Annotated in this window: 15 protein-coding genes; 8 read left to right on the top strand and 7 right to left on the bottom strand. The window is 69.9% G+C overall.

Going from position 1 to position 18,951, the window contains the following annotated elements:
- The first annotated feature begins 1 nt into the window (after position 1).
- From ACFY3D_RS18095 to ACFY3D_RS18085, 3 genes are all read left to right on the top strand, one after another.
- Positions 2-463 carry a tripartite tricarboxylate transporter TctB family protein gene (locus ACFY3D_RS18095; protein ID WP_389980690.1) on the top strand — a complete coding sequence of 154 codons (462 nt, stop codon included), beginning with the start codon at positions 2-4 and terminating at the stop codon, positions 461-463.
- A gap of 20 nt (positions 464-483) precedes the next feature.
- Positions 484-1,989 carry a tripartite tricarboxylate transporter permease gene (locus ACFY3D_RS18090; RefSeq protein ID WP_389980688.1) on the top strand — a complete coding sequence of 502 codons (1,506 nt, stop codon included), beginning with the start codon at positions 484-486 and terminating at the stop codon, positions 1,987-1,989.
- 181 nt (positions 1,990-2,170) lie between these two features.
- Entirely contained in the window at positions 2,171-3,100 is a 930-nt protein-coding gene (locus ACFY3D_RS18085; protein ID WP_362897153.1) for an alpha/beta hydrolase, read from the top strand.
- 44 nt (positions 3,101-3,144) lie between these two features.
- Here ACFY3D_RS18085 and ACFY3D_RS18080 read toward each other — a convergent pair whose 3' ends face one another.
- Genes ACFY3D_RS18080 through ACFY3D_RS18065 form a run of 4 tightly spaced genes read right to left on the bottom strand, consistent with a single transcriptional unit; the run spans position 3,145 to position 7,677 of the window.
- Entirely contained in the window at positions 3,145-4,536 is a 1,392-nt protein-coding gene (locus tag ACFY3D_RS18080) for a glycoside hydrolase family 5 protein (RefSeq protein ID WP_389980686.1), read from the bottom strand.
- Positions 4,537-4,568: 32 nt separating this feature from the next.
- Positions 4,569-5,393: a carbohydrate ABC transporter permease gene (locus ACFY3D_RS18075; protein ID WP_389980684.1), complete on the bottom strand. Its 825-nt coding sequence runs from the start codon at positions 5,391-5,393 to the stop codon at positions 4,569-4,571.
- Positions 5,390-6,370: a carbohydrate ABC transporter permease gene (locus ACFY3D_RS18070; RefSeq protein ID WP_389980682.1), complete on the bottom strand. Its 981-nt coding sequence runs from the start codon at positions 6,368-6,370 to the stop codon at positions 5,390-5,392. The genes ACFY3D_RS18075 and ACFY3D_RS18070 overlap by 4 nt, the downstream gene beginning before the upstream one ends.
- A gap of 8 nt (positions 6,371-6,378) precedes the next feature.
- Positions 6,379-7,677: an extracellular solute-binding protein gene (locus ACFY3D_RS18065; RefSeq protein ID WP_389980680.1), complete on the bottom strand. Its 1,299-nt coding sequence runs from the start codon at positions 7,675-7,677 to the stop codon at positions 6,379-6,381.
- Positions 7,678-7,853: 176 nt separating this feature from the next.
- On the opposite strand from ACFY3D_RS18065, the gene ACFY3D_RS18060 reads away from it, so the two are divergent.
- The 5 genes from ACFY3D_RS18060 to ACFY3D_RS18040 all read left to right on the top strand — a co-directional run bounded on the left by ACFY3D_RS18060 (position 7,854) and on the right by ACFY3D_RS18040 (position 15,223).
- Positions 7,854-8,864: a LacI family DNA-binding transcriptional regulator gene (locus ACFY3D_RS18060; RefSeq protein WP_389980678.1), complete on the top strand. Its 1,011-nt coding sequence runs from the start codon at positions 7,854-7,856 to the stop codon at positions 8,862-8,864.
- A gap of 307 nt (positions 8,865-9,171) precedes the next feature.
- Complete coding sequence (locus ACFY3D_RS18055; protein ID WP_389980676.1) at positions 9,172-10,476, top strand: glycoside hydrolase; 1,305 nt, start codon at positions 9,172-9,174, stop codon at positions 10,474-10,476.
- A gap of 215 nt (positions 10,477-10,691) precedes the next feature.
- Entirely contained in the window at positions 10,692-12,377 is a 1,686-nt protein-coding gene (polX, locus tag ACFY3D_RS18050) for a DNA polymerase/3'-5' exonuclease PolX (protein WP_389980674.1), read from the top strand.
- 321 nt (positions 12,378-12,698) lie between these two features.
- On the top strand, positions 12,699-14,234 hold the full coding sequence (locus ACFY3D_RS18045; RefSeq protein ID WP_389980672.1) for a wax ester/triacylglycerol synthase family O-acyltransferase: 1,536 nt from the start codon (positions 12,699-12,701) through the stop codon (positions 14,232-14,234).
- 62 nt (positions 14,235-14,296) lie between these two features.
- On the top strand, positions 14,297-15,223 hold the full coding sequence (locus ACFY3D_RS18040; RefSeq protein WP_350943937.1) for an aldo/keto reductase: 927 nt from the start codon (positions 14,297-14,299) through the stop codon (positions 15,221-15,223).
- 208 nt (positions 15,224-15,431) lie between these two features.
- On the opposite strand, the gene ACFY3D_RS18035 is transcribed toward ACFY3D_RS18040, so the two are convergent.
- The 3 genes from ACFY3D_RS18035 to ACFY3D_RS18025 form a co-directional block, all read right to left on the bottom strand.
- Positions 15,432-17,042 (bottom strand): cation acetate symporter, encoded by a 1,611-nt coding sequence (locus ACFY3D_RS18035; protein WP_350943938.1) that lies wholly within the window; start codon positions 17,040-17,042, stop codon positions 15,432-15,434.
- Positions 17,039-17,368, bottom strand: coding sequence for a DUF485 domain-containing protein (locus tag ACFY3D_RS18030; protein ID WP_389980670.1), 330 nt, complete (start codon positions 17,366-17,368; stop codon positions 17,039-17,041). Before ACFY3D_RS18030 ends, ACFY3D_RS18035 begins: the two co-directional genes overlap by 4 nt.
- 173 nt (positions 17,369-17,541) lie before the next feature.
- Entirely contained in the window at positions 17,542-18,807 is a 1,266-nt protein-coding gene (locus ACFY3D_RS18025; protein WP_389980668.1) for an MFS transporter, read from the bottom strand.
- Positions 18,808-18,951 lie beyond the last annotated feature (144 nt).

Genomic DNA, 18,951 nt, shown 5'->3' with positions numbered 1-18,951 from the left:
GGTGGAGCGCCGCAGATCCCTCCCCGACATCCTCGCCGGAGGAGTCTTCGTGCTGATCGGTGGCGCGTTCGTGGCGGGATCGCTCGGCCACGAGCCGGGCACCCCGCTGCGGATGGGCCCCGGCGCCTTCCCGCTGCTGGCCGGCGCGATCGTGACGGTCCTGGGCCTGGCGATCGTCGTCAAAGGGCTCGTCGCCGGCGAGATGATCTCGTTCGGGCCGGTCCCCTGGCGTGCGGCCGCCGTCATCACGCTCGCGCTCGTGTTCTTCGGCCTCACCGCCCGGGGCCTTGGATTCGTACCGGCGTCGGCGGCGACCGCCCTGCTCACCGCGCTGGCCGACTCGCGCGTACGGCCGCTCACCGCCGTCGCCGTGGCCGCCGGGCTCACCGCGGCCGCCACGCTCATCTTCGTCGTCGGACTTCAGCTGCGGATCCCGCTGTGGGGCCCGTGGCTGGGGTTCTGACGCGGCATCCGGATTGAGGCATGGAACTTCTCGACAACCTCGCGCTGGGCCTCTCCACCGCCCTGCTCCTGCAGAACGTCCTCTACTGCTTCGTCGGGGTGCTGCTCGGGACGGCGGTCGGCGTACTGCCCGGCATCGGGCCGACGGCGACGGTGGCGATGCTGCTGCCGATCACGTTCGGCTTCGAGCCGGTGACGGCGTTGATCATGCTGGCGGGCATCTACTACGGCGCGCAGTACGGCGGCTCGACGACCGCCATCCTGATCAACCTGCCCGGCGAGTCGTCGGCGGCGGTCACCGCGCTGGACGGGCACGAGATGGCCCGGCAGGGCCGGGCCGGCGCGGCGCTGGCCACCGCCGCGATCGGATCCTTCTTCGCGGGCACGGTCGCCACCGTCGTACTCGCCGTCGCGGCCCCGCCGCTCGCCCGCGTCGCGTTGACGTTCGGCCCCGCGGAGTACTTCTCGCTGGTGCTGCTCGGCCTGATCGTGTCGATCGCGCTGGCGCGCGGCGCGGCGCTCAAGGCACTGGCGATGATCGGGCTCGGTGTCCTGTTCGGCACGGTCGGCCAGGACATCTACACCGGCACGCCCCGGTTCGTGTTCGACCGGCGCGAGCTGTACGGCGGCATCGACTTCGTGTCGGTCGCCGTCGGGGTGTTCGGGGTCGCCGAGATCCTGCGCAACCTGGAGAACGAACGGACTACCGCGGCGATCGCCGACAGGGTGAGGAACCTCTGGCCGACCCGCGAGGACCGGCGCCGGATCGTCGGCCCGATCCTGCGCGGCACCGCTCTCGGCTCCGCGCTCGGCGTCCTGCCCGGCGGTGGCCACGTGTTGGCCTCGTTCACCTCGTACGCCGTCGAGAAGCGGATCTCAAGGCGGGGGCAGGAGTTCGGGCACGGCGCGATCGAGGGCGTCGCCGGCCCCGAGTCGGCGAACAACGCCGCGGCGCAGACGTCGTTCATCCCGCTGCTCACCCTGGGCCTGCCCGCCCACCCGGTGATGGCGCTGATGGTCGGCGCGTTCATCGTCCACGGCATCACCCCCGGCCCGAACGTCATCACCGACGAGCCGGCGCTGTTCTGGGGCCTGATCGCGTCGATGTGGATCGGCAACGTGCTGCTCGTGCTGCTGAACCTGCCGCTGATCGGCCTCTGGGTGCGCATGCTGCGCATCCCGTACCAGGTGCTCTTCCCGATGATCATCCTGTTCGCCGCGATCGGCACGTACTCCCTGGCGTTCAACGCCTACGACGTCTACGCGATCGTGTTCTTCGGGATCCTGGGCTACCTTCTGATCAAGTGTGGCTGCGAGCCCGCGCCACTGCTGCTCGGCTTCGTCCTCGGCCCGCTGCTCGAGGAGAACCTGCGGCGGGCGCTCATCATCTCCCGCGGCGACGCGTCGGTCTTCCTCACCCGGCCGATCTCCGCGACGCTCCTCGCCCTGGCCGCGGCGGCGCTCGTCGTCACCGTCCTGCCGGCGATCCGCAGGCGCCGCGAGATCGTGTTCACCGAGGAGGATTAGGAGCCCTCCCCCGGCGGCCGGGGTGAGGCGCTCGTCTCCATCCGCCTGGCAGGCAGCCGGATATCTACCTAATTCGCCAGACATTCCACTTTATCGTGGGCGGCATTCCCGGCACCGGGTGGCCGAACTCGGTCGGCGGGCGCCGTCCAGGTACGACCCGCCAGAGAAGGAGGCGACAGCGATGTCAGCGATGTCAGGGCCCCTCTTCAATCCCGACCTGCGCATGGCGCGGTTCCTGCCGCGCTCGGTGGTCAGTCCGCGTACCCTCGGCCTGGTCCGCAGGCTGGAAGGGCTCAGCGGGAGCAGGCCCCCCTCGAAGGGGACGATCGTGCGCGTCGACGCCGACGTCTCCGTGCGCGTCTTCCGGCCGGCGTCGGCCAGGAACCCCGCACCGGCTCTGCTGTGGATCCACGGCGGCGGATACGTCTCGGGCACCGCCGCGATGGGAGACTCCATGTGCCGCCACGTCGCCGAGCGGCTGGAGGTCGTCGCGGCGTCGGTGGAATACCGGCGGGCGCCGGAGCACCCGTTCCCGACACCGCTGCACGACTGCCACACGGCGCTGCGCTGGCTGGCCGGACAACCCGACGTCGACCCGGCGCGCATCGCGATCGCCGGCGAGAGCGCCGGCGGCGGGCTCGCCGCCGCGCTGGCGCTGCTCGCCAGGGAGCGCGCCGAGGTGAAGCCGGTGTTGCAGATGCTGTCCTACCCGATGATCGACGACCGGACCACGGCGCGGACCGACGTCGACCGGCGCGGGCTCCGCATCTGGAGCCAGGAGAACAACCGCTTCGGCTGGCACGCCTACCTCGGCCCCGCGGCCACCGGCGACGTGCCTCCGCTGGCCGCGCCGGCCCGCTACGAGGACCTCGCGGGACTTCCGCCCGCCTGGATCGGCGTCGGCACCAACGATCTGTTCCACGACGAGAACGTCGCCTACGCCGAACGGCTGCGGCAGGCCGGCGTCCCCTGCACGCTGCACGTGGTGCCCGGCGCCTACCACAGCTTCGACGTGATCCAGAGCAAGGCCGCCGTCTCACGCGCCTTCATGCGACACCAGGTGGCGGCACTGAACGACGCGCTCAACGGCACCGGCCGGACACCCGCCTGACCCACCTCCCCACCACGCGGGGATGTCGCACCCCCGCGGGGTAGTCAGGCGTCGTCGCCAGGGGCTTCACCGCGCAGGTTCTCGGCGAGCAGGTCCAGCAGCGGCTGCCGCCGGACGCACCGCTCCAGCGCGAAGGAGTCGGCCAGGGCGGTGAGTTCCTCGTCGGAGCAGCCGCGCAGCAGGTCGGCGTATTCGGGCAGCAGCGCCTGGGCGATGAGGATGTGCCGGATCAGGTCGTCGATCTGGTAGCGGGCGCCCCACGGGTAGGGATTCCAGGTGGGGAACTCGGTCTCCATCAGCCGATGCAGGGGGGCGAGCTCGCTCGCCGACTCCTCCATCGTCGAGCCCCACCGGTCGGCGCCCAGCCGTCCCTTCTTCGCGATGAAGGCACCGAAGCGGCTCATGTACGGCTCACCCGCGCTGACCAGGCCCTGCAGCCCGACGTCCTTGTAGGTCCACAGCGACCAGCCGGCCTCGTAGGAATCGAAGATCTCCAGCTGGTCGCGCAGGATCTGGTAGCGCTGCCGGTCGATCTCCGGGGTGCCGGTGTAGACGGGGCCGAACTCGCCCACCCAGATGGGGGTGCCGGTCTCCCGCTGGAAGATCGTCCGCCGCTCGAAAGAGCGCTCCAGCTGGTCCCGGTCCACCCACTCGCCACGGGTGTGGCCCGGGTAGGGGCCTCCGTGCGCGAAACCGGCCAGGGCGTAGTCGTGGCAGACGAAGACCGTGTTCTCGTACACCTCGCGGAAGATCGAGAAGTCGGTGGAGTAGGTGTTGCCGTCCAGGAACAGCACGTGCTTGGGGTCGACGGCGCGGACGGCCTTGACCAGGCGGTCGTAGAAGGGTCCGACGACCCGCCCGCTGGAGTCGCCCGGCTCGTTGATCGGGTTGTATCCGGCCACCCAGGGGTTGTCCCGGTAGCGGTCGGCCACGACCTCCCACAGGTGGACGGCACGGTCCTGGAAGTGCCGGTGCTGCCAGAACGCGGCGATGTGGGTGGGGTTGTCGGAGTGCCAGTGCTGGTTCTGCGCCCCGGGCAGGGCGTGCAGGTCGATGACGCTGCGGATGCCGTGCTCGGCGAGCAGGCCGATCACCCTGTCCAGATGGCGGAAGCCGTGCTCGACGATCTCGAAGGGGCGGTCGTCGGACTCCAGGTGACGGTAGTTGATCGGGATGCGGACGCAGTTGACGCCGAGGCCGGCCAGCAGCGCGGCGTCGTCCGCGCCGAAGAACGAGGTGAGCAGGCGGTCGAAGAACAACTCGGCCCGCTCCTCCCCCAGCACCTCCCGCACGGCCTCGCGCATCGCGGACTCGTTGGCCGGGTAGCCGGTGATGAAGTTCTCCATGTTCAACCAGCCCCCGAGGCCCACTCCACGCAGCCGTACCGGGGTGCCGGCCGAATCGACGAGACGGGATCCGGCGACACTCAGGGTCATGGTGTCTCACTCTCTACACGATGGGATTCGGGTCAGCCCTTGGTGGCGCCCGCGGTGAGGCCGCTGATCAACTGACGCTCGGCGACGGCGTAGAAGGCGAGCGCCGGAACCATGGAGACCATGACGTAGGCGAGGATCCTCGCGATGTCGGACATGTATTGTCCTCGGAACTCCTGGACACCGAGCGGGAGGGTCCACAGGTTCGGATCGTTGAGGACCACCAGCGGCAGGAAGAAGTTGTTCCAGCTCGCCACGATCGCCAGCACCGAGACGGTGGCGAGGGCGGGCCTGGCTATCGGCAGCAGCACTCTCCAGAAGAAGCCGAAAGGACTGCAGCCGTCGATGACGGCGGCCTCCTCGACCTCCTTGGGGATGGATCGGAAGAACGTCCGCAGGATGATGACGGTCAGCGGAAGCCCGAACGCGGCCTGCGGCAGGATCACCCCGAGAGGGTTGTCCAGCAGGCCGAACGTGCGCAGCAGGACGAACAGCGGCAGGATCGCCACCGCGAAGGGGAACATCAGCCCGATGGCGAACAGCGTGAACAGGAACTCCCTGCCTCGGAAGGCGAACCTGGCGAAGGCGAAGGCGGCCATCGCCGACAGGCCGACCACCAGCACGGTGGTCGTGACCGCGATGAACAGGCTGTTGAGGAGCTGGCGCCAGAACACGCCGGAACCGATCACGTCGGTGTAGTTCTCGGTGACCCACGGGGAGGGCAGGCCCAGTGGGTTGCCGGAGAGCTGGCTGGAGGACTTGAAGCCGCCGAGCAGACCGTACAGGAAGGGGACGACGACGAAGACGGCCGCGACCCAGATGATCACGTGCGTCGGGTACGTCCTGAGCCGGGCGATCATCGGCGGTCTCCCATGGTGGTGCTCGCCCCTTCCAGGTCTCGGCGCAGGACGAACCGCTGGTAGCCGAGGGCGAAGACGAGGCTGATCAGGAACATGACGACGCTGATCGCGCTGGAGTAGCCGATCTGGGTGCGTTTGAAGCCGTACTCGAACATGGTGACGGCCATGGTCTCCGAGGCGTGCGAGGGGCCGCCTTCGGTGAGGATCCAGACCAGGTCGAAGAGCTGGATCGTGCCGATGACGGACAGGAACACGCTGACCCGGACGGTGGGGCCGAGCAGCGGCAGGGTGACGTGGCGGAACACCTGCCAGCCGCCCGCGCCGTCGATCCTGGCCGCCTCGCCCAGCTCCTTGGGGATGCCCTGCAGCCCGGCCAGATAGATGATCATGTGGAATCCGAAGTACTTCCAGGTGATCACCAGGAAGAGCGAGAACATCACGGTGTCCGGTTCGGACAGCCAGGACCACGGCTCCAGCCCCCAGGAGGTGAGCAGCTGGTTGGCCAGGCCCGCCTCGGGTGACAGGATCAGCGAGAACAGCACGCCGGTGATCGCCTCGGAGAGCATGTAGGGCGCGAAGAACAGCAGCCGGTAGAAGGCGCGCCCGCGGATTCGCTGGTTCAGCATCACCGCCAGGCCCAGCGAGAGCGGTAGCTGCACTCCCAGGCCCAGCACGATCAGGATGGCGCCGTTGCGCAGGTCGCCGATGAAGATGTCGCTCTGGAACAGCCGGGTGAAGTTGTCCAGGCCGATGAAGTTGCTCGGCGGGCCGATGCCGTTCCACTTGTAGAGGCTGGTGTAGCCGGCCACCAGGATCGGCGTCAGCACCAGCAGGACGAACAGGACGAGGGCGGGGAGCACGAACAGGATCGCGGTGAGCCAGCCGCGCCCCCGGCGGGGGCCGTCGGCCCCCCGCCGGGCGGCGGGTTTTTCCGCGTGAGGGGCCGGACGTGCGTCCGGCCCTGTCATCGTCTTCATCCGGGCGGTTACTCCGACTCCGCCTTGGCCGTCTCGGTGATGACCTTGACGACCTCCTCAGGCGTCTTGGTGCCTCCGATCAGCTCGGCCACGGCGTCGTTGACCTCCTGGCCGACGGCCGGCGGGTACTCCTGGTCGAGGTAGAGCTGGAAGCCGCTCGCCGCCGCCAGCGTCTCGGAGACCGTCTTGATGTGGGGGTCGGTGACGGCCGCCTCCTCGCCCTCCTTGAGCACGGGCAGGACTCCGCCGGCCTTCACGGCCTTGCTGTGGTTCTCCGCCGTGAGCGAGAACTTCAGGAAGTCCAGCGCGGCGGGCGGGGCGTTCACGCCCACGGCCATACCGCCGCCGCCGCCGAAGGCGTCGCCCGCCGATCCCTTGCCGCCCTCCACCGCGGGGAAGGTGAAGAAGCCGAGGTCGTCGCCGAGGCCCTTGCCCGAGTCGTTCTGCACGGACGGGGCCCACTGGCCCATCAGCTCCATCGCGGCCTTGCCGTTGCTCACGCTGGCGGCCTGGCCGTCGGGGGTGGAGTAGTCGGCGCCCAGGAAGCCCTTCTGGAACGGCTGGAGGTCGACGAGTTCCTTGAGCCGCTGCCCGGCGGTGACGAAGTCGGGGCCGGTGAAGTCGTTGGTGGTGCCGGCCTGCTTGAGCGCGTCCAGTCCGGCTATCCGCATGGCCAGGTAGGCCCAGTAGTAGTGGCCCGGCCACTTGGCCTTGCCCGCGAGCGCGATCGGGGCGGTGCCGGAGTCCTTCAGCTTCTTGACCGCGTCCAGGAACTCGGTCCAGGTGGCGGGCGGGGTGGTGATGCCGGCCTTCTTGAACAGCGCCTTGTTGTACCAGAAGCCGACCATGCCGATGTCGACGGGCAGCCCGTAGGTCTTGCCGTCGAACTGGTAGGCGGACAGTGACGCCGGGGTGAAGCCGCCGATGACGTCGCCGGCCTCCGCGGACAGGTCCTTCACCAGGCCCGCCTCGATGTGCTGCTTCAGGACGCCGCCGCCCCAGGTGGAGTAGAGGTCGGGCGCCTTGCCCGACTGGGTGAGCGTGGCGAGCTTGGGCTTGTAGGAGTCGTTCTCGATCGCGACGTTCTTGATCGTGACGTTCGGGTGGGCCGCCTGGTACTCCTTGATGCGATCGGCCCAGAAACCCTTGAGGGGTTCCGCCGTCGCGAAGTTCCAGAACTCGAAGGTGACCTTGTCCGAGCCGGCGCTCGCGCCAGATTGGGCTCCGTTGCCGTCTCCGGTCGTACTGCAGGCTCCGAGAAGCAGTGCGGACACCGCAAGAGCCACCATGCCTCGCCGACTCAACATGGAGATCCCCTTTCGGGAGGTAAGGTGAAAGATTTCATATTTTCCCCGAATATTTCGTGATCCGGAGAATAGGTAAATTCGCGGTTACACGTCAATAGCCCGGCGGTAGTGATCCCGAACAGCAACGACCACCTCCACCGGAGGGTCTCCGAAAGGTTTCAGTTAGTATTCGCCACATGCCAACCAAGCCGCGCGTGACGATCGCCCTCATCGCCGAGGAGGCCGGGGTCTCCGCACCCACGGTCTCGAAAGTGATCAACGGACGGCCCGAGGTCGCGACCGAGACCAGGCAGCGGATCGAGCGCCTGCTGCACAAGCACGGCTACCAGCGCAGGACCGGTCAGGGTGACGTCCCGGTCGGCCTGGTCGACCTGGTCTTCACCGAGATCGAGAGCCCGTGGGCGATGGAGCTGGTGCGCGGTGTGGAGACCGCGGCCCGCGAGGTCGACGCCGGGGTGGTCGTCTCGGTCCTGCACAGCCACGCCGGACCGGGCAGGGACTGGGTGGAGCGGATCGCCGCCCGGCGCACCGATGGGGCCATCCTGGTCGGCTCCCGCATCAGCGTCGACCAGCACGGCCAGCTGGCCGCCAGGTCCATCCCGTTCGTGGTGGTGGATCCGGAGGGCGAGCCGCCGCCCGGGGTCGCCTCGGTCGGCGCCACCAACTGGAACGGCGGCCTGGCCGCGACCCGCCACCTCCTGGAACTGGGCCACCGCAGGATCGGGATGATCGGCGGCCCGGCCACCATGCTGTGCAGCAGGGCCCGCGTCGACGGCTACCGGGCGGCGCTGGAGACCGCGGGGATCGCGGTGGACACGCGGCTGATCAGGTACGGCGACTTCCTGGTCGGTTCCGGCCGCGACCACGGCCACGACCTGCTGGCCCTGGACGAGCCGCCCACCGCGATCTTCGCCGGCAGCGACATGCAGGCGTTCGGCGTCTTCGAGGCGGCCAGGCAGCGTGGCCTGCGGGTCCCCGACAACCTGTCCGTGGTGGGCTTCGACGACCTGCCGTTGGCACGTTCCGCGTGGCCGCCGCTGACCACCGTGCGCCAGCCGCTCCAGGAGATGGCGGAGCTCGCCACCCGGATGGTGCTCGCGCTCGACCGAGGCGGGCACGAGCCCCGGCGGGTGGAGCTGGCCACCGACCTTCTCGTCCGCGAGAGCACCGCCCCGCCGGCCGGCTGACCTCGCCCCACCTCCGCCGCGATCGGCCTCCCCCGCCCGCGCCCGGCCCGGTGCGCCCTCACCCCCGCCGCCACCCCACGGCGCCGCGTTCCGGCCGCGGGCCCTGCCGGACCTCGCCGCTCTCCTCCCCCACCGTGCCCTGACCGGCTGTTGACGGCCGCCCTTGAAACATTTACGTTACTTGCCACGAAACATCTCGGTAATCTTGGGAAAGTTTCGGAAAGCGGGTTTCCGCATGTCTCGACGCCACAGGGCACTGCTGGCACCGATCCTCACCCTCCCCCTCCCCGGAATCAGCCCATCCACCATGGAAAACGTCTCTCACGTCCGGGTGGACCACCACGGCGTTCTGCAGCGGATCGACGGCTTCGGCTTCTCACAGGCGTTCCGGCGCAACGAGCTGGTCCGCGCGCTTCCCGTCGCCAAGCAGCGGGAGATCCTCGATCTGTGGCTCAGTCCCGAGAAGGGCGCGGGGCTCAGCATCCTGCGTCTGGGCATCGGCTCCTCCCCGGCGGGCAGCCCGTACGACCTGATGACCTCCATCCAGCCCGAGGATCCCGGCGGGCCGTCCGCACCCCCGAGGTATGTCTGGGACGGCGACGACGGCGGCCAGGTCTGGCTGGCCAAGGAGGCGAGGCGCTACGGCGTGAGCCGCTTCTACGCCGACGCCTGGAGCGCCCCCGGCTACATGAAGGACAACGGCTCCGACAGCGACGGCGGGAAACTGCTGCCCGAATGGCGGCAGGCGTACGCGAACTACCTGGTCCAGTACACGAAGTTCTACGCCAGGGAGGGCATCAGGATCACCGACCTCGGGTTCACCAACGAGCCCGACCTCACCGTCTCGTACGCCTCGATGCGGTTCACCCCCGCCGAGGCCGCCGAGTTCGTCAAGGTGCTCGGCCCGGTCGCGGCCCGCACCGGGCTCAAGGTGGTCTGCTGCGACGCCGCCGGCTGGGCCCGGCAGCGCGAGTACACCGCCGCCGTCGAGGCCGACCCCGTCGCGCGGCGGTGGGTCGCCACGCACGCCGGGCACCCCTACGTCAGCCCGGTGGACGGCCCGCTGCCCACCGACCGGCCCGTGTGGATGTCGGAGTGGTCGCCCGACGGGACCACCTGGAACGAGGCGTGGGACGACGGCAGCGGCTACGACGGCTTCGCGGTCGCCCGGCAGATCCACGACTCGCTCACCCTGGGCGGGGTGAGCGGCTACGTCTTCTGGTTCGGCGCCTCGCGCGGCACCACCCGGGGACTGATCCAGATCGACGAGGCCACCGCGACCTACCGCGTCTCCAAGCGCCTGTGGGCACTGGCCGCCTACAGCCGCTTCGTCCGCCCCGGCGCGGTCCGGCTCTCCGTCGCCGCGACCGACCCGGCGCTGAAGGTCACCGCCTTCCGCAACGCCGGGGGCGCCGAGGGCTCAGAGGTCGTCGAGATCCTCAACACCTCCACCGCCCCCGTCACCACCGAGATCACCACCCGGCCCGGCCGCGCCACCGCCTATCTGACCGACGGTGAGCACTCTCTCGCCGCCACCCCGCTGGCAGGGCTGCGGCCTTCCAGGAGCCTCACCCTCGCCCCGCGCTCCCTGACCACCGTCGTCGTGCGGTGACGCGCCCGTGGGAGAACACCGATCCCCGTAACGGACGAGACGGCCTCGTATCGCCGCACGGCCGGGACTGAGGGATCACGGCACCCCGGGAAACACCGGGGGACACCAGGGGGCACCGGGAGGCACGAACCGCCGGGCGGCGCGGCGGCGCGCGCCGCCCGGTTCTCCCGGCGCCCCCGACGGGAAATGTCGGTGCGATCTTCTAGGCTGGACCCATGGCACGAGCTAACGATGACGTCGCCGCCGCCCTGGAGGAATACGCCGAGCTGTTCGCGATGAACGGCGGCGACGCGTTCCGGGTCCGCAGTTACCAGAAGGCCGCCAAGGCGATCGCGGGGTTTCCCGACGACATCAGGGCCGTGCCCGTGCGGAGCGTCCCGGGGGTGGGCGAGGCGATCGCGAAGAAGGTCGAGGAATACCTGGAGCGAGGCGGCTTCCGGCAGCTCGACGACCTGCGGGAGAAGGTCCCCCAGGGGGTCAGGCGGCTGACCCGGGTGGCCTCGCTCGGGCCGAAGAAGGCCGTCTTCCTCTTCCAGGAGCTGGGCATCGACTCCCCCGAGGCACTGGTGAAGGCCATCGGGGAGGGGCGCCTCGACGGCGTGAAGGGCTTCGGCGCCAAGACCGTGGAAAACCTCCTCAAGGGCGTCGAGCACCTCGCCGAGCACAGTGCCAGGATGCACACCGGGACGGCGATGGACCTGGCCGAGCGGGTCATCGCCTCGCTGCCGGGCGCCGAGCGGATCGCCTACGCCGGGTCGCTGCGCCGGATGAAGGACACCGTCGGCGACGTCGACATCCTCGCGGTCGGCCCCGAGTCCCTGATGGACGACTTCAAGGCGCAGCCCTACGTCGCGGAGGTCGTCGCCTCGGGCGAGAAGAAGACCTCGATCCGCACCGCCCAGGGCGTCCAGGTCGACCTGCGCCTCATCCCCGCCGAGTCGTGGGGCGCCGCGATGATGTACTTCACGGGTTCCAAGGAGCACACCGTGCACCTGCGGGAGATCGTCGTGAAGAAGGGCTGGAAGCTGTCGGAGTACGGCCTGTTCGACGGCGACCGGGTGATCGCGGCCGCCTCCGAGGAGGAGGTCTTCGGGGCGCTCGGCATGGAGTGGATCCCGCCGACCCTGCGCGAGGACAACGGCGAGATCGCCGCCGCGCTCAGGCATGAGCTGCCCAGGCTGGTCACCGTCGAGGATCTCAGGGGCGACCTGCACACCCACACCGACCTGACCGACGGGATCGCCTCCCTGGAGGACATGGTCGCCGCCGCCGCGGCCCGCGGTTACTCCTACTACGCGGTGACCGACCACGCGCCCGACCTGGCGATGCACCGGATGAAGCTGGAAAAGGCCCTTCAGCAGCGCGAGCGGCTGCGCGAGCTGCAGAAGAAGTATCCGAAGACGCGGCTGCTGCACGGCAGCGAGCTGAACATCGCGCCCGACGGCTCGGTCGACTGGCCGGCCGAGGTGCTGGAGGGCTTCGACGTGTGCGTGGCCAGTGTCCACTCGCACTTCAACCAGTCGCGTGCGGAGATGACCCGGCGCTTCGTCGCCGCCTGCGAGAACCCGGGGGTGAACATCATCGGCCACCCGACCACCCGCAGGATCGGCATCCGCCCGCCGGTGGACGCCGACTGGGACGAGGTGTTCCGCGCCGCGGCCCGCACCGGCACCGCGATGGAGATCGACTCCTTCCCCGACCGTTCCGACCTCCCCGCCGACCTGGTGCGGCTGGCGCGCCACCACGGCGTGAAGTTCTCCGTCGACAGTGACGCCCACGCGGTTCCGCACCTGGGCAACCAGCGGTTCGGCATCGGCGTCGCCCAGCGCGGGTGGCTCACCACCGACGACGTGATCAACACCTGGCCCCTGGAGCGGCTGCTCGCATTCCTCGGTCGCTGAGACGACGGCCGGTGTGTGCGAAATGTGTCATCCTTCACGCATTACCTATTTCAACGGTAGGAAATAAAGGCAAGGGGCGACGCCGAACACCCACGAGCGAGTATCGCCTTCGGAAAAGATCGCTGAGACCACCCCGCCCGGAAGGCGTGCCTACCATGTGAAATGGGAAGGTTACACAGAGCGACGATCGGTGGGTCTCCGTGCCTCGTCGAGGAGACGTCCGAAAGACGCCGGAGGTCCTACGGAGGAAACGAGAGGGAAACGTGCCGAGGTGATGATGGCAACGCGTGTTCTCCCATTTTCCGCCAGGAGGCCCGACCGATGCGCCAGCTGACCGCGCTCGACGCGCAGTTCCTTCATGCCGAATCGGCGACCACGGCGGCCCACGTCGCAGGACTGGCCATCCTCGACCCCGCCTGCTCCAGGCTTGGAGCCCTCACCCGCGAGTGCCTGATCGGGCTGCTCCGCGAGCGGCTGCACCTGGCGCCGGCGCTGAGGCTGCGCCTGGCCACCGTGCCGTTCGGCCTCGACCGGCCGTACTGGACGGAAGACCCCGACTTCGACGTCGACGGCCACATCCACGAGGTGACCCTCGCGGGTCCCGGTGACGAGGCCCAGCTCGCCGAGACGGTGGCCAGGATCCACGAGCGGCATCTCGACCGGACCCGCCCGCTGTGGGAGATGCACCTCATCCACGGCCTGACCGGCGGCCGGGTCGCCCTGTACGCCAAGGTCCACCACTGCGCCATCGACGGGGTGTCGGGGGCCGAGCTGCTCGCGGCGCTGCTGGACCTGACCCCCGAGCCCCGTGCCGTCGAGCCGCCGGCGCCCGGCCCGCGGACCACCGCCCCCGGCCTGGCCGGCATGCTCGCCGGGGCCGTGGCCAGGACGGTGCTCCAGCCCGCCAGGGCGCTGTACTCGCTGGGCCGGATGGCGACCGAGCTCGACACGATGCCGCTCACCTCGGCCCTGCCCGGCGCCCGCCAGGTGGCCGCCGCCACCAGGAGGATCGCGGGGAGGACGTCGGAGCCGTCCGAGGCGCCCATGCTGACCGCGCCGCGCACCCCGTTCAACGGCCCGATCGGCCCCGAGCGGCGCTTCTCCTACGGGTCGATCCCGCTCGCGGACGTCAAGCGGGTGGCCAGGAGCGCGGGAGCCAGCGTCAACGACGTGGTCATGACGCTGTGCGCCTCCGCGCTGCGCGCGTGGCTGCACGAGCGCGACGCGCTGCCCGACCGGCCGCTGATCGCCGCGGTCCCGGTCGCGGTCCGCACCGCGAGCGCGCGGCAGGCGGTCGGCAACCAGATCTCCGTCATGGTCACCCCGATCCCGACCGACCTGGCCTGCCCCCGCGAGCGCCTGCGCGTCATGGCGGGCACCATGCTCGCCGCCAAGCGGCGCTTCGCCGGCGCCCCCACGGCCTGGCTGGGCGAGCTGTCGTCGCTGCTGCCCTCGGCCGTCACCGCGCTGGCGACCTCCGCGGTGTTCCGGCTGGCCTCGATCGTGCTGCCGCCGATCAACCTGATCGTCTCCAACGTGCCGGGCCCGCAGCTTCCGCTGTACCTGTGCGGCGCCAGGGTGCTCGCCTACCACCCCATGTCGGTGCTGACCGACGTGAGCGGCGGGGTCAACATCACCTGCTTCTCCTACGACGGCTCGCTCGACTTCGGCATCCTGTCCTGCCCTGACCGGGTGGCCGACGTGTGGCGGCTCATGGGCCACCTGCGGGAGGCGATGGACGAGCTGATCGCGCAGATCGATCCGCCCGCGCCGGCCGGGCGGATCGACCGGCCGGAGCGGTCCCTGCCGGTCGGGGAGCCGGCCGGGGAGCCGGTCAGGGAGATGGTGCCCGCGTGAGCGCGGCGCGCGAGTGCCCAGGCCCCGTGCCCACGTGATCGGTCAAGAAATAGAGTTGGCCCATGAGCTTTTCTGAGCTGAACCTGTTTCCTCTCTGCCTCGGCGGCAACGTCTTCGGCTGGACCGCCGACCGGGACGACTCCTTCGCCGTCCTGGACGCCTACGCCGAGGCGGGCGGAAACCTCATCGACACCGCGGACTCCTACTCCGTGTGGGTCCCCGGGCACGTCGGCGGGGAGTCGGAAACCGTGATCGGCGAGTGGATGGCCTCTCGCCGCAACCGCGACCGGATCGTGGTGGCGACCAAGGTGGGGTGGCCCCAGAGCAGCCGTCCGGGGCTGTCGGCGGCCAACATCCGCGCGGCGGCCGAGGACTCGCTCCGGCGGCTGCGTACGGACTACATCGACCTGTACTGGGCCCACATCGACGACGCGGACACTCCTCTGGAGGAGACCCTCGGCGCGTTCGACGAGCTGGTCACCGAGGGCAAGGTGCGCAACATCGGCGCCTCGAACTACAGCGCCGAGCGGCTCGCGCAGGCGCTCGCGATCTCCGAGGAGGCCGGTCTGGCCCGGTACGGGGTGCTGCAGCAGCACTACAACCTGCTGGAGCGCGACTACGAGGGCGCGCTGCGCGACGTGGTGGCCGAGGCAGGGCTGACCAGCACCCCCTACTACGGCCTGGCCCGCGGCTTCCTGACCGGCAAGTACCGGCCCGGGGTCACGGTGGACAGCCCGCGCGCGGGCGGGGCGGCAAAGTATCTGGAGACCGAGCGCGGCCCGCGGGTGCTCGACGCCCTGGACAAGATCGCCGCCGCCCACGACGCCGTCCCGGCCACCGTCGCGCTCGCCTGGCTGGCCGCCCAGCCCACGGTGGCCGCGCCGATCGCCAGCGCTCGTAACATCGAGCAGCTGCGGCCGCTGCTCGCCGTCGCCGACATGACGCTGTCGCAGGAGGAGCTGACCCTGCTGGACGAGGCCTCCCGCTGAGGAGCCTCCCGGCAGGAGCACGACGGTCCCGGTAGGGGCGGGGTCCCACCGGAAGGCGTGCAGGGCTTCCGGTGGGGGCGTCCGGCGGGCCACGGGGCGTCCCGTGGCCCGCCGGGGACACATGAGAAAGGGCCCGGCCGCGAAGCGGCCGGGCCCCGGGTTCCCCGCACTTCCGTACGAGCCGTACGGGGGGTCGGTACGGGGTGTCCTAGTGCGAGCTGGCCTTCTCGGCACCGATGCCGGTGAGCGAACGGACCTCGATCTCCGCGTACTTGTCCGAGTTGTACTCCTTGCTGAGGCGAGCGCCGATGAACCCGGCGAGGAAGCCGATCGGGATCGAGACGATGCCCGGGTTGCTCAGCGGGAACCAGGCGAAGTTCGCGTCGGGGAACAGCGCGGTGGCGCTGCCGGAGACGACCGGCGAGAAGATCACCAGGATCAGCGCGGAGGCCAGGCCGCCGTAGATGGCCGAGACCGCGCCCGCGGTGTTGAAGCGCTTCCAGAACAGGCTGTAGAGGATCGCGGGCAGGTTGCCCGAGGCCGCCACGGCGAAGGCGAGCGCGACCAGGAAGGCCACGTTCTGCCCCTGCGCGAGGATGCCGAGCCCGATGGAGACCGCGCCGATGACGAAGGCCGAGATCCTGGCGACCAGGACCTCCTCCTTGTCGGTGACGTTGCCGCGCTTGAACACGTGCGCGTACAGGTCGTGGGCGAAGGAGGAGCTCGACGCCAGCGTCAGGCCGGCGACGACCGCGAGGATCGTGGCGAAGGCGACCGCCGCGATGACGGCCAGCAGGATGGTGCCTCCCACCTCGCCGAAGATCGCCTGGCCCACCGCCTCGGCGAGCATCGGGGCCGCCGTGTTACCCGCCTTGTCCTGCGCCACGATCGCCTCGCCGCCGACCAGGGCCGCCGCGCCGAAGCCGAGCACGAGGGTGAGGAGGTAGAAGGTGCCGATGATGCCGATGCCCCACAGGACCGACTTACGGGCCTCCTTGGCGGTGGGAACCGTGTAGAAGCGGATCAGGATGTGCGGCAGACCGGCGGTGCCGAGGACCAGCGCGAGGCCCAGGCTGATCAGGTCGATCTTGCCGGCGAGCCCCTGCGCCTCGGTGCCGTACTTCAGGCCCGGCTCCAGGAAGGCCGCGCCCTTGCCGCTCTGGGTGGCGGCCTCGCCGAGCAGGCCCGAGAGGTTGAAGCCGTAGTGGCCGAGCACCAGCAGGGTGACCAGGGTCGCGCCGCCCATGAGCAGCACGGCCTTGACGATCTGCACCCAGGTGGTGCCCTTCATCCCGCCGACGACCACGTAGACGATCATCAGAACGCCGACGCCGACGATCGTGAGCGCCTTGCCCGTCGGCGAGGTGACGCCGAGCAGCAGGCCGACCAGCGCGCCGGCGCCGACCATCTGGGCGAGCAGGTAGAAGATCGACACCGTGATGGTGGAGACGCCGGCCGCGGTGCGGACCGGGCGAGGGCTCATCCGGAAGGCCAGCACGTCGGCCATGGTGAACTTGCCGGAGTTGCGCATCAGCTCGGCGACGAGCAGCAGCGCCACCAGCCAGGCGACCAGGAAGCCGATCGAGTACAGGAAGCCGTCGTAGCCCGACAGGGCGATGATTCCGGCGATACCCAGGAAGCTCGCGGCCGACATGTAGTCGCCGCCGATGGCGAGACCGTTCTGCACGCCACTGAAGGAGCGGCCACCGGCGTAGTAGTCGGTGGCGTCCTTGGTGTTGCGGCTCGCCCAGAAGGTGATGCCCAGCGTTCCCGCGACGAAGAGCAGGAACAGGATGGTGGAGAGGGTCTGGTGGCTCATTCGGTCTTCCCCTCGACTCCGTGGCGGATGTCGTCGGCCAGCGGATCGAGCTTCTTCTCGGCGAAACGGGAGTAGGCCCAGGCGATGCCGAACGTCGACACGAACTGGAGCAGACCGAAGATCAGCGCCACGTTGATGTTGCCAAAGACCTTCGCGCCCATGAAGTCGCGCGCCCAGCCCGACAGGACGACGTACAGCAGGTACCACGCGAGGAACGCCGCGGTCATCGGGAACGCCCAGGCCCGGAAACGCCTCTTCAACTCCTGGAACTGGTCGTTGGCCTGAATTTCTTCGTAGACCGATGAATCATGTTGCCTGGCGGTCACGGGACCTCCCAAAATGTGATCTGGATCACGGACAACGTAGGGCTGGACGCTACCCCCAGAGGAGACCCGCATGCGATCTCTTCGCCGAGGCGCCGCCGAGTCGCGTTCAGTTGGGTGGGGCTTGCGGTGAAAGGTCTGTATCGCGCGACGAACGGTCCCCGGGGAGGCCGTCCTCACCACCGTCTCGCCCGCAGGGCGTACGCCCCCGCGCCGCAGACCGTCAGGCCCACCACCGCAAGCAGAACGCGATAGTCGACGAGCGACACCAGCACGGCGCCGGCGAGCAGGGACGACAGCTGGGCGAACCCGATGAGGGACTCGAAGGCGGTGGAGACCCGGCCGACGAGGTGGCCCGGGCTGCGGCGCTGCACCAGGGTCGTCCTGGCCACCCCCTCCAGGGTCAGCCCGGCGCCCGCGACCATCATGGCCACCAGCACGACCGCCTCCGAGGGCACCGTCCAGCAGATGACCGCCATGCCGTACAGGCCGATACCCGCGCCGATCGCGAACAGCTCGCCCCGGCGCGCGATCACCGTGGAGCTCCGCAGCCCCCCGGCGACCGCCCCCAGGCCCATCGCGGTCGAGGTGAAGGCGGTGAACTCCGGCGACCTGGCCAGGCCGTGCTCGATGACCGCGAAGATCAGCGACTCGGTCGCCCCGGCCAGTGCGAACATCAGGCAGAGCGCCAGGGCCGCGCGACGCAACGGCGGGTCGGCGCGCAGGTGGCGGGCCCCGGCCCAGAACTCCTCGCGCCAGCGCCCCGGCGGTGCCGGCGAGACGGGTGAGAGAGGTCTCGGCGCGGGGAGCATCGCGAAGACCCCCGCGGCGACGAGGAAAGTGATCATGTCGAACAGCACGAGCGCGCCGATCCCGAAGCCGGTGTAGACACCCACCCCCAGCAGCGGCCCGAACAGGCGCAACCCCTGCCGGGTGGTCTGCAGGGCGCCGTTCGCCTCGGCGAGCAGGTGCTCGGGCAGGATGGCCTTGATCAGCCCGCCGAGCGCGGAGAAGATCACCGCGTACGAGCAGCCCATCGCCGCGGACACCGGGTAGACCAGCCAGACCGTGCCCTGCCCGGTGACCGCGATCAGCGGGGTGAGCGAGATTCCCGACAGCAGGCAGGTGACGACGAGAAGTTTCCTGCGGTCGACCCGGTCGATGAGGTATCCGAAGCAGGGCGAGAAGCACAGGGGGACGGTGAAGAAGAACAGGGTCAGACCCGCGGCGGCGTCGGAGCCGGTGAGACTCTTGGCCAGGATGGCGGGCACCAGCAGCAGCGAGGCGTCGCCCAGCAGACTGACGGCCATCCCGAAATAGACGAGCCGGAACCGAGGCCGGCGCAGGACCTCCGGTATCACCGCTGACCGGCGGACCGTCCCGTTCCCGGAGAGCACGGTGGACCGGTGCCGCGCGGTGAACCGGTGCACCGTCCCGCTCACGGAGAGCCCCGTGGCCGACCGGCGTCCGGCCCGGTTCCCGGGTAGCACGGCAGTGGCGTCGCCGACCTCGGCGACCGCCTCGTCACCGGAGCCGGCACATACCAAAACTAGTTAGAACGACCGATATGTCGGTTCATAACCGTC

It is taken from the genome of Streptosporangium sp. NPDC000509 (assembly GCF_042898365.1).
In the GTDB taxonomy this organism is placed as follows: domain Bacteria; phylum Actinomycetota; class Actinomycetes; order Streptosporangiales; family Streptosporangiaceae; genus Streptosporangium.
This window is presented reverse-complemented; position numbering and strand designations above follow the sequence as displayed.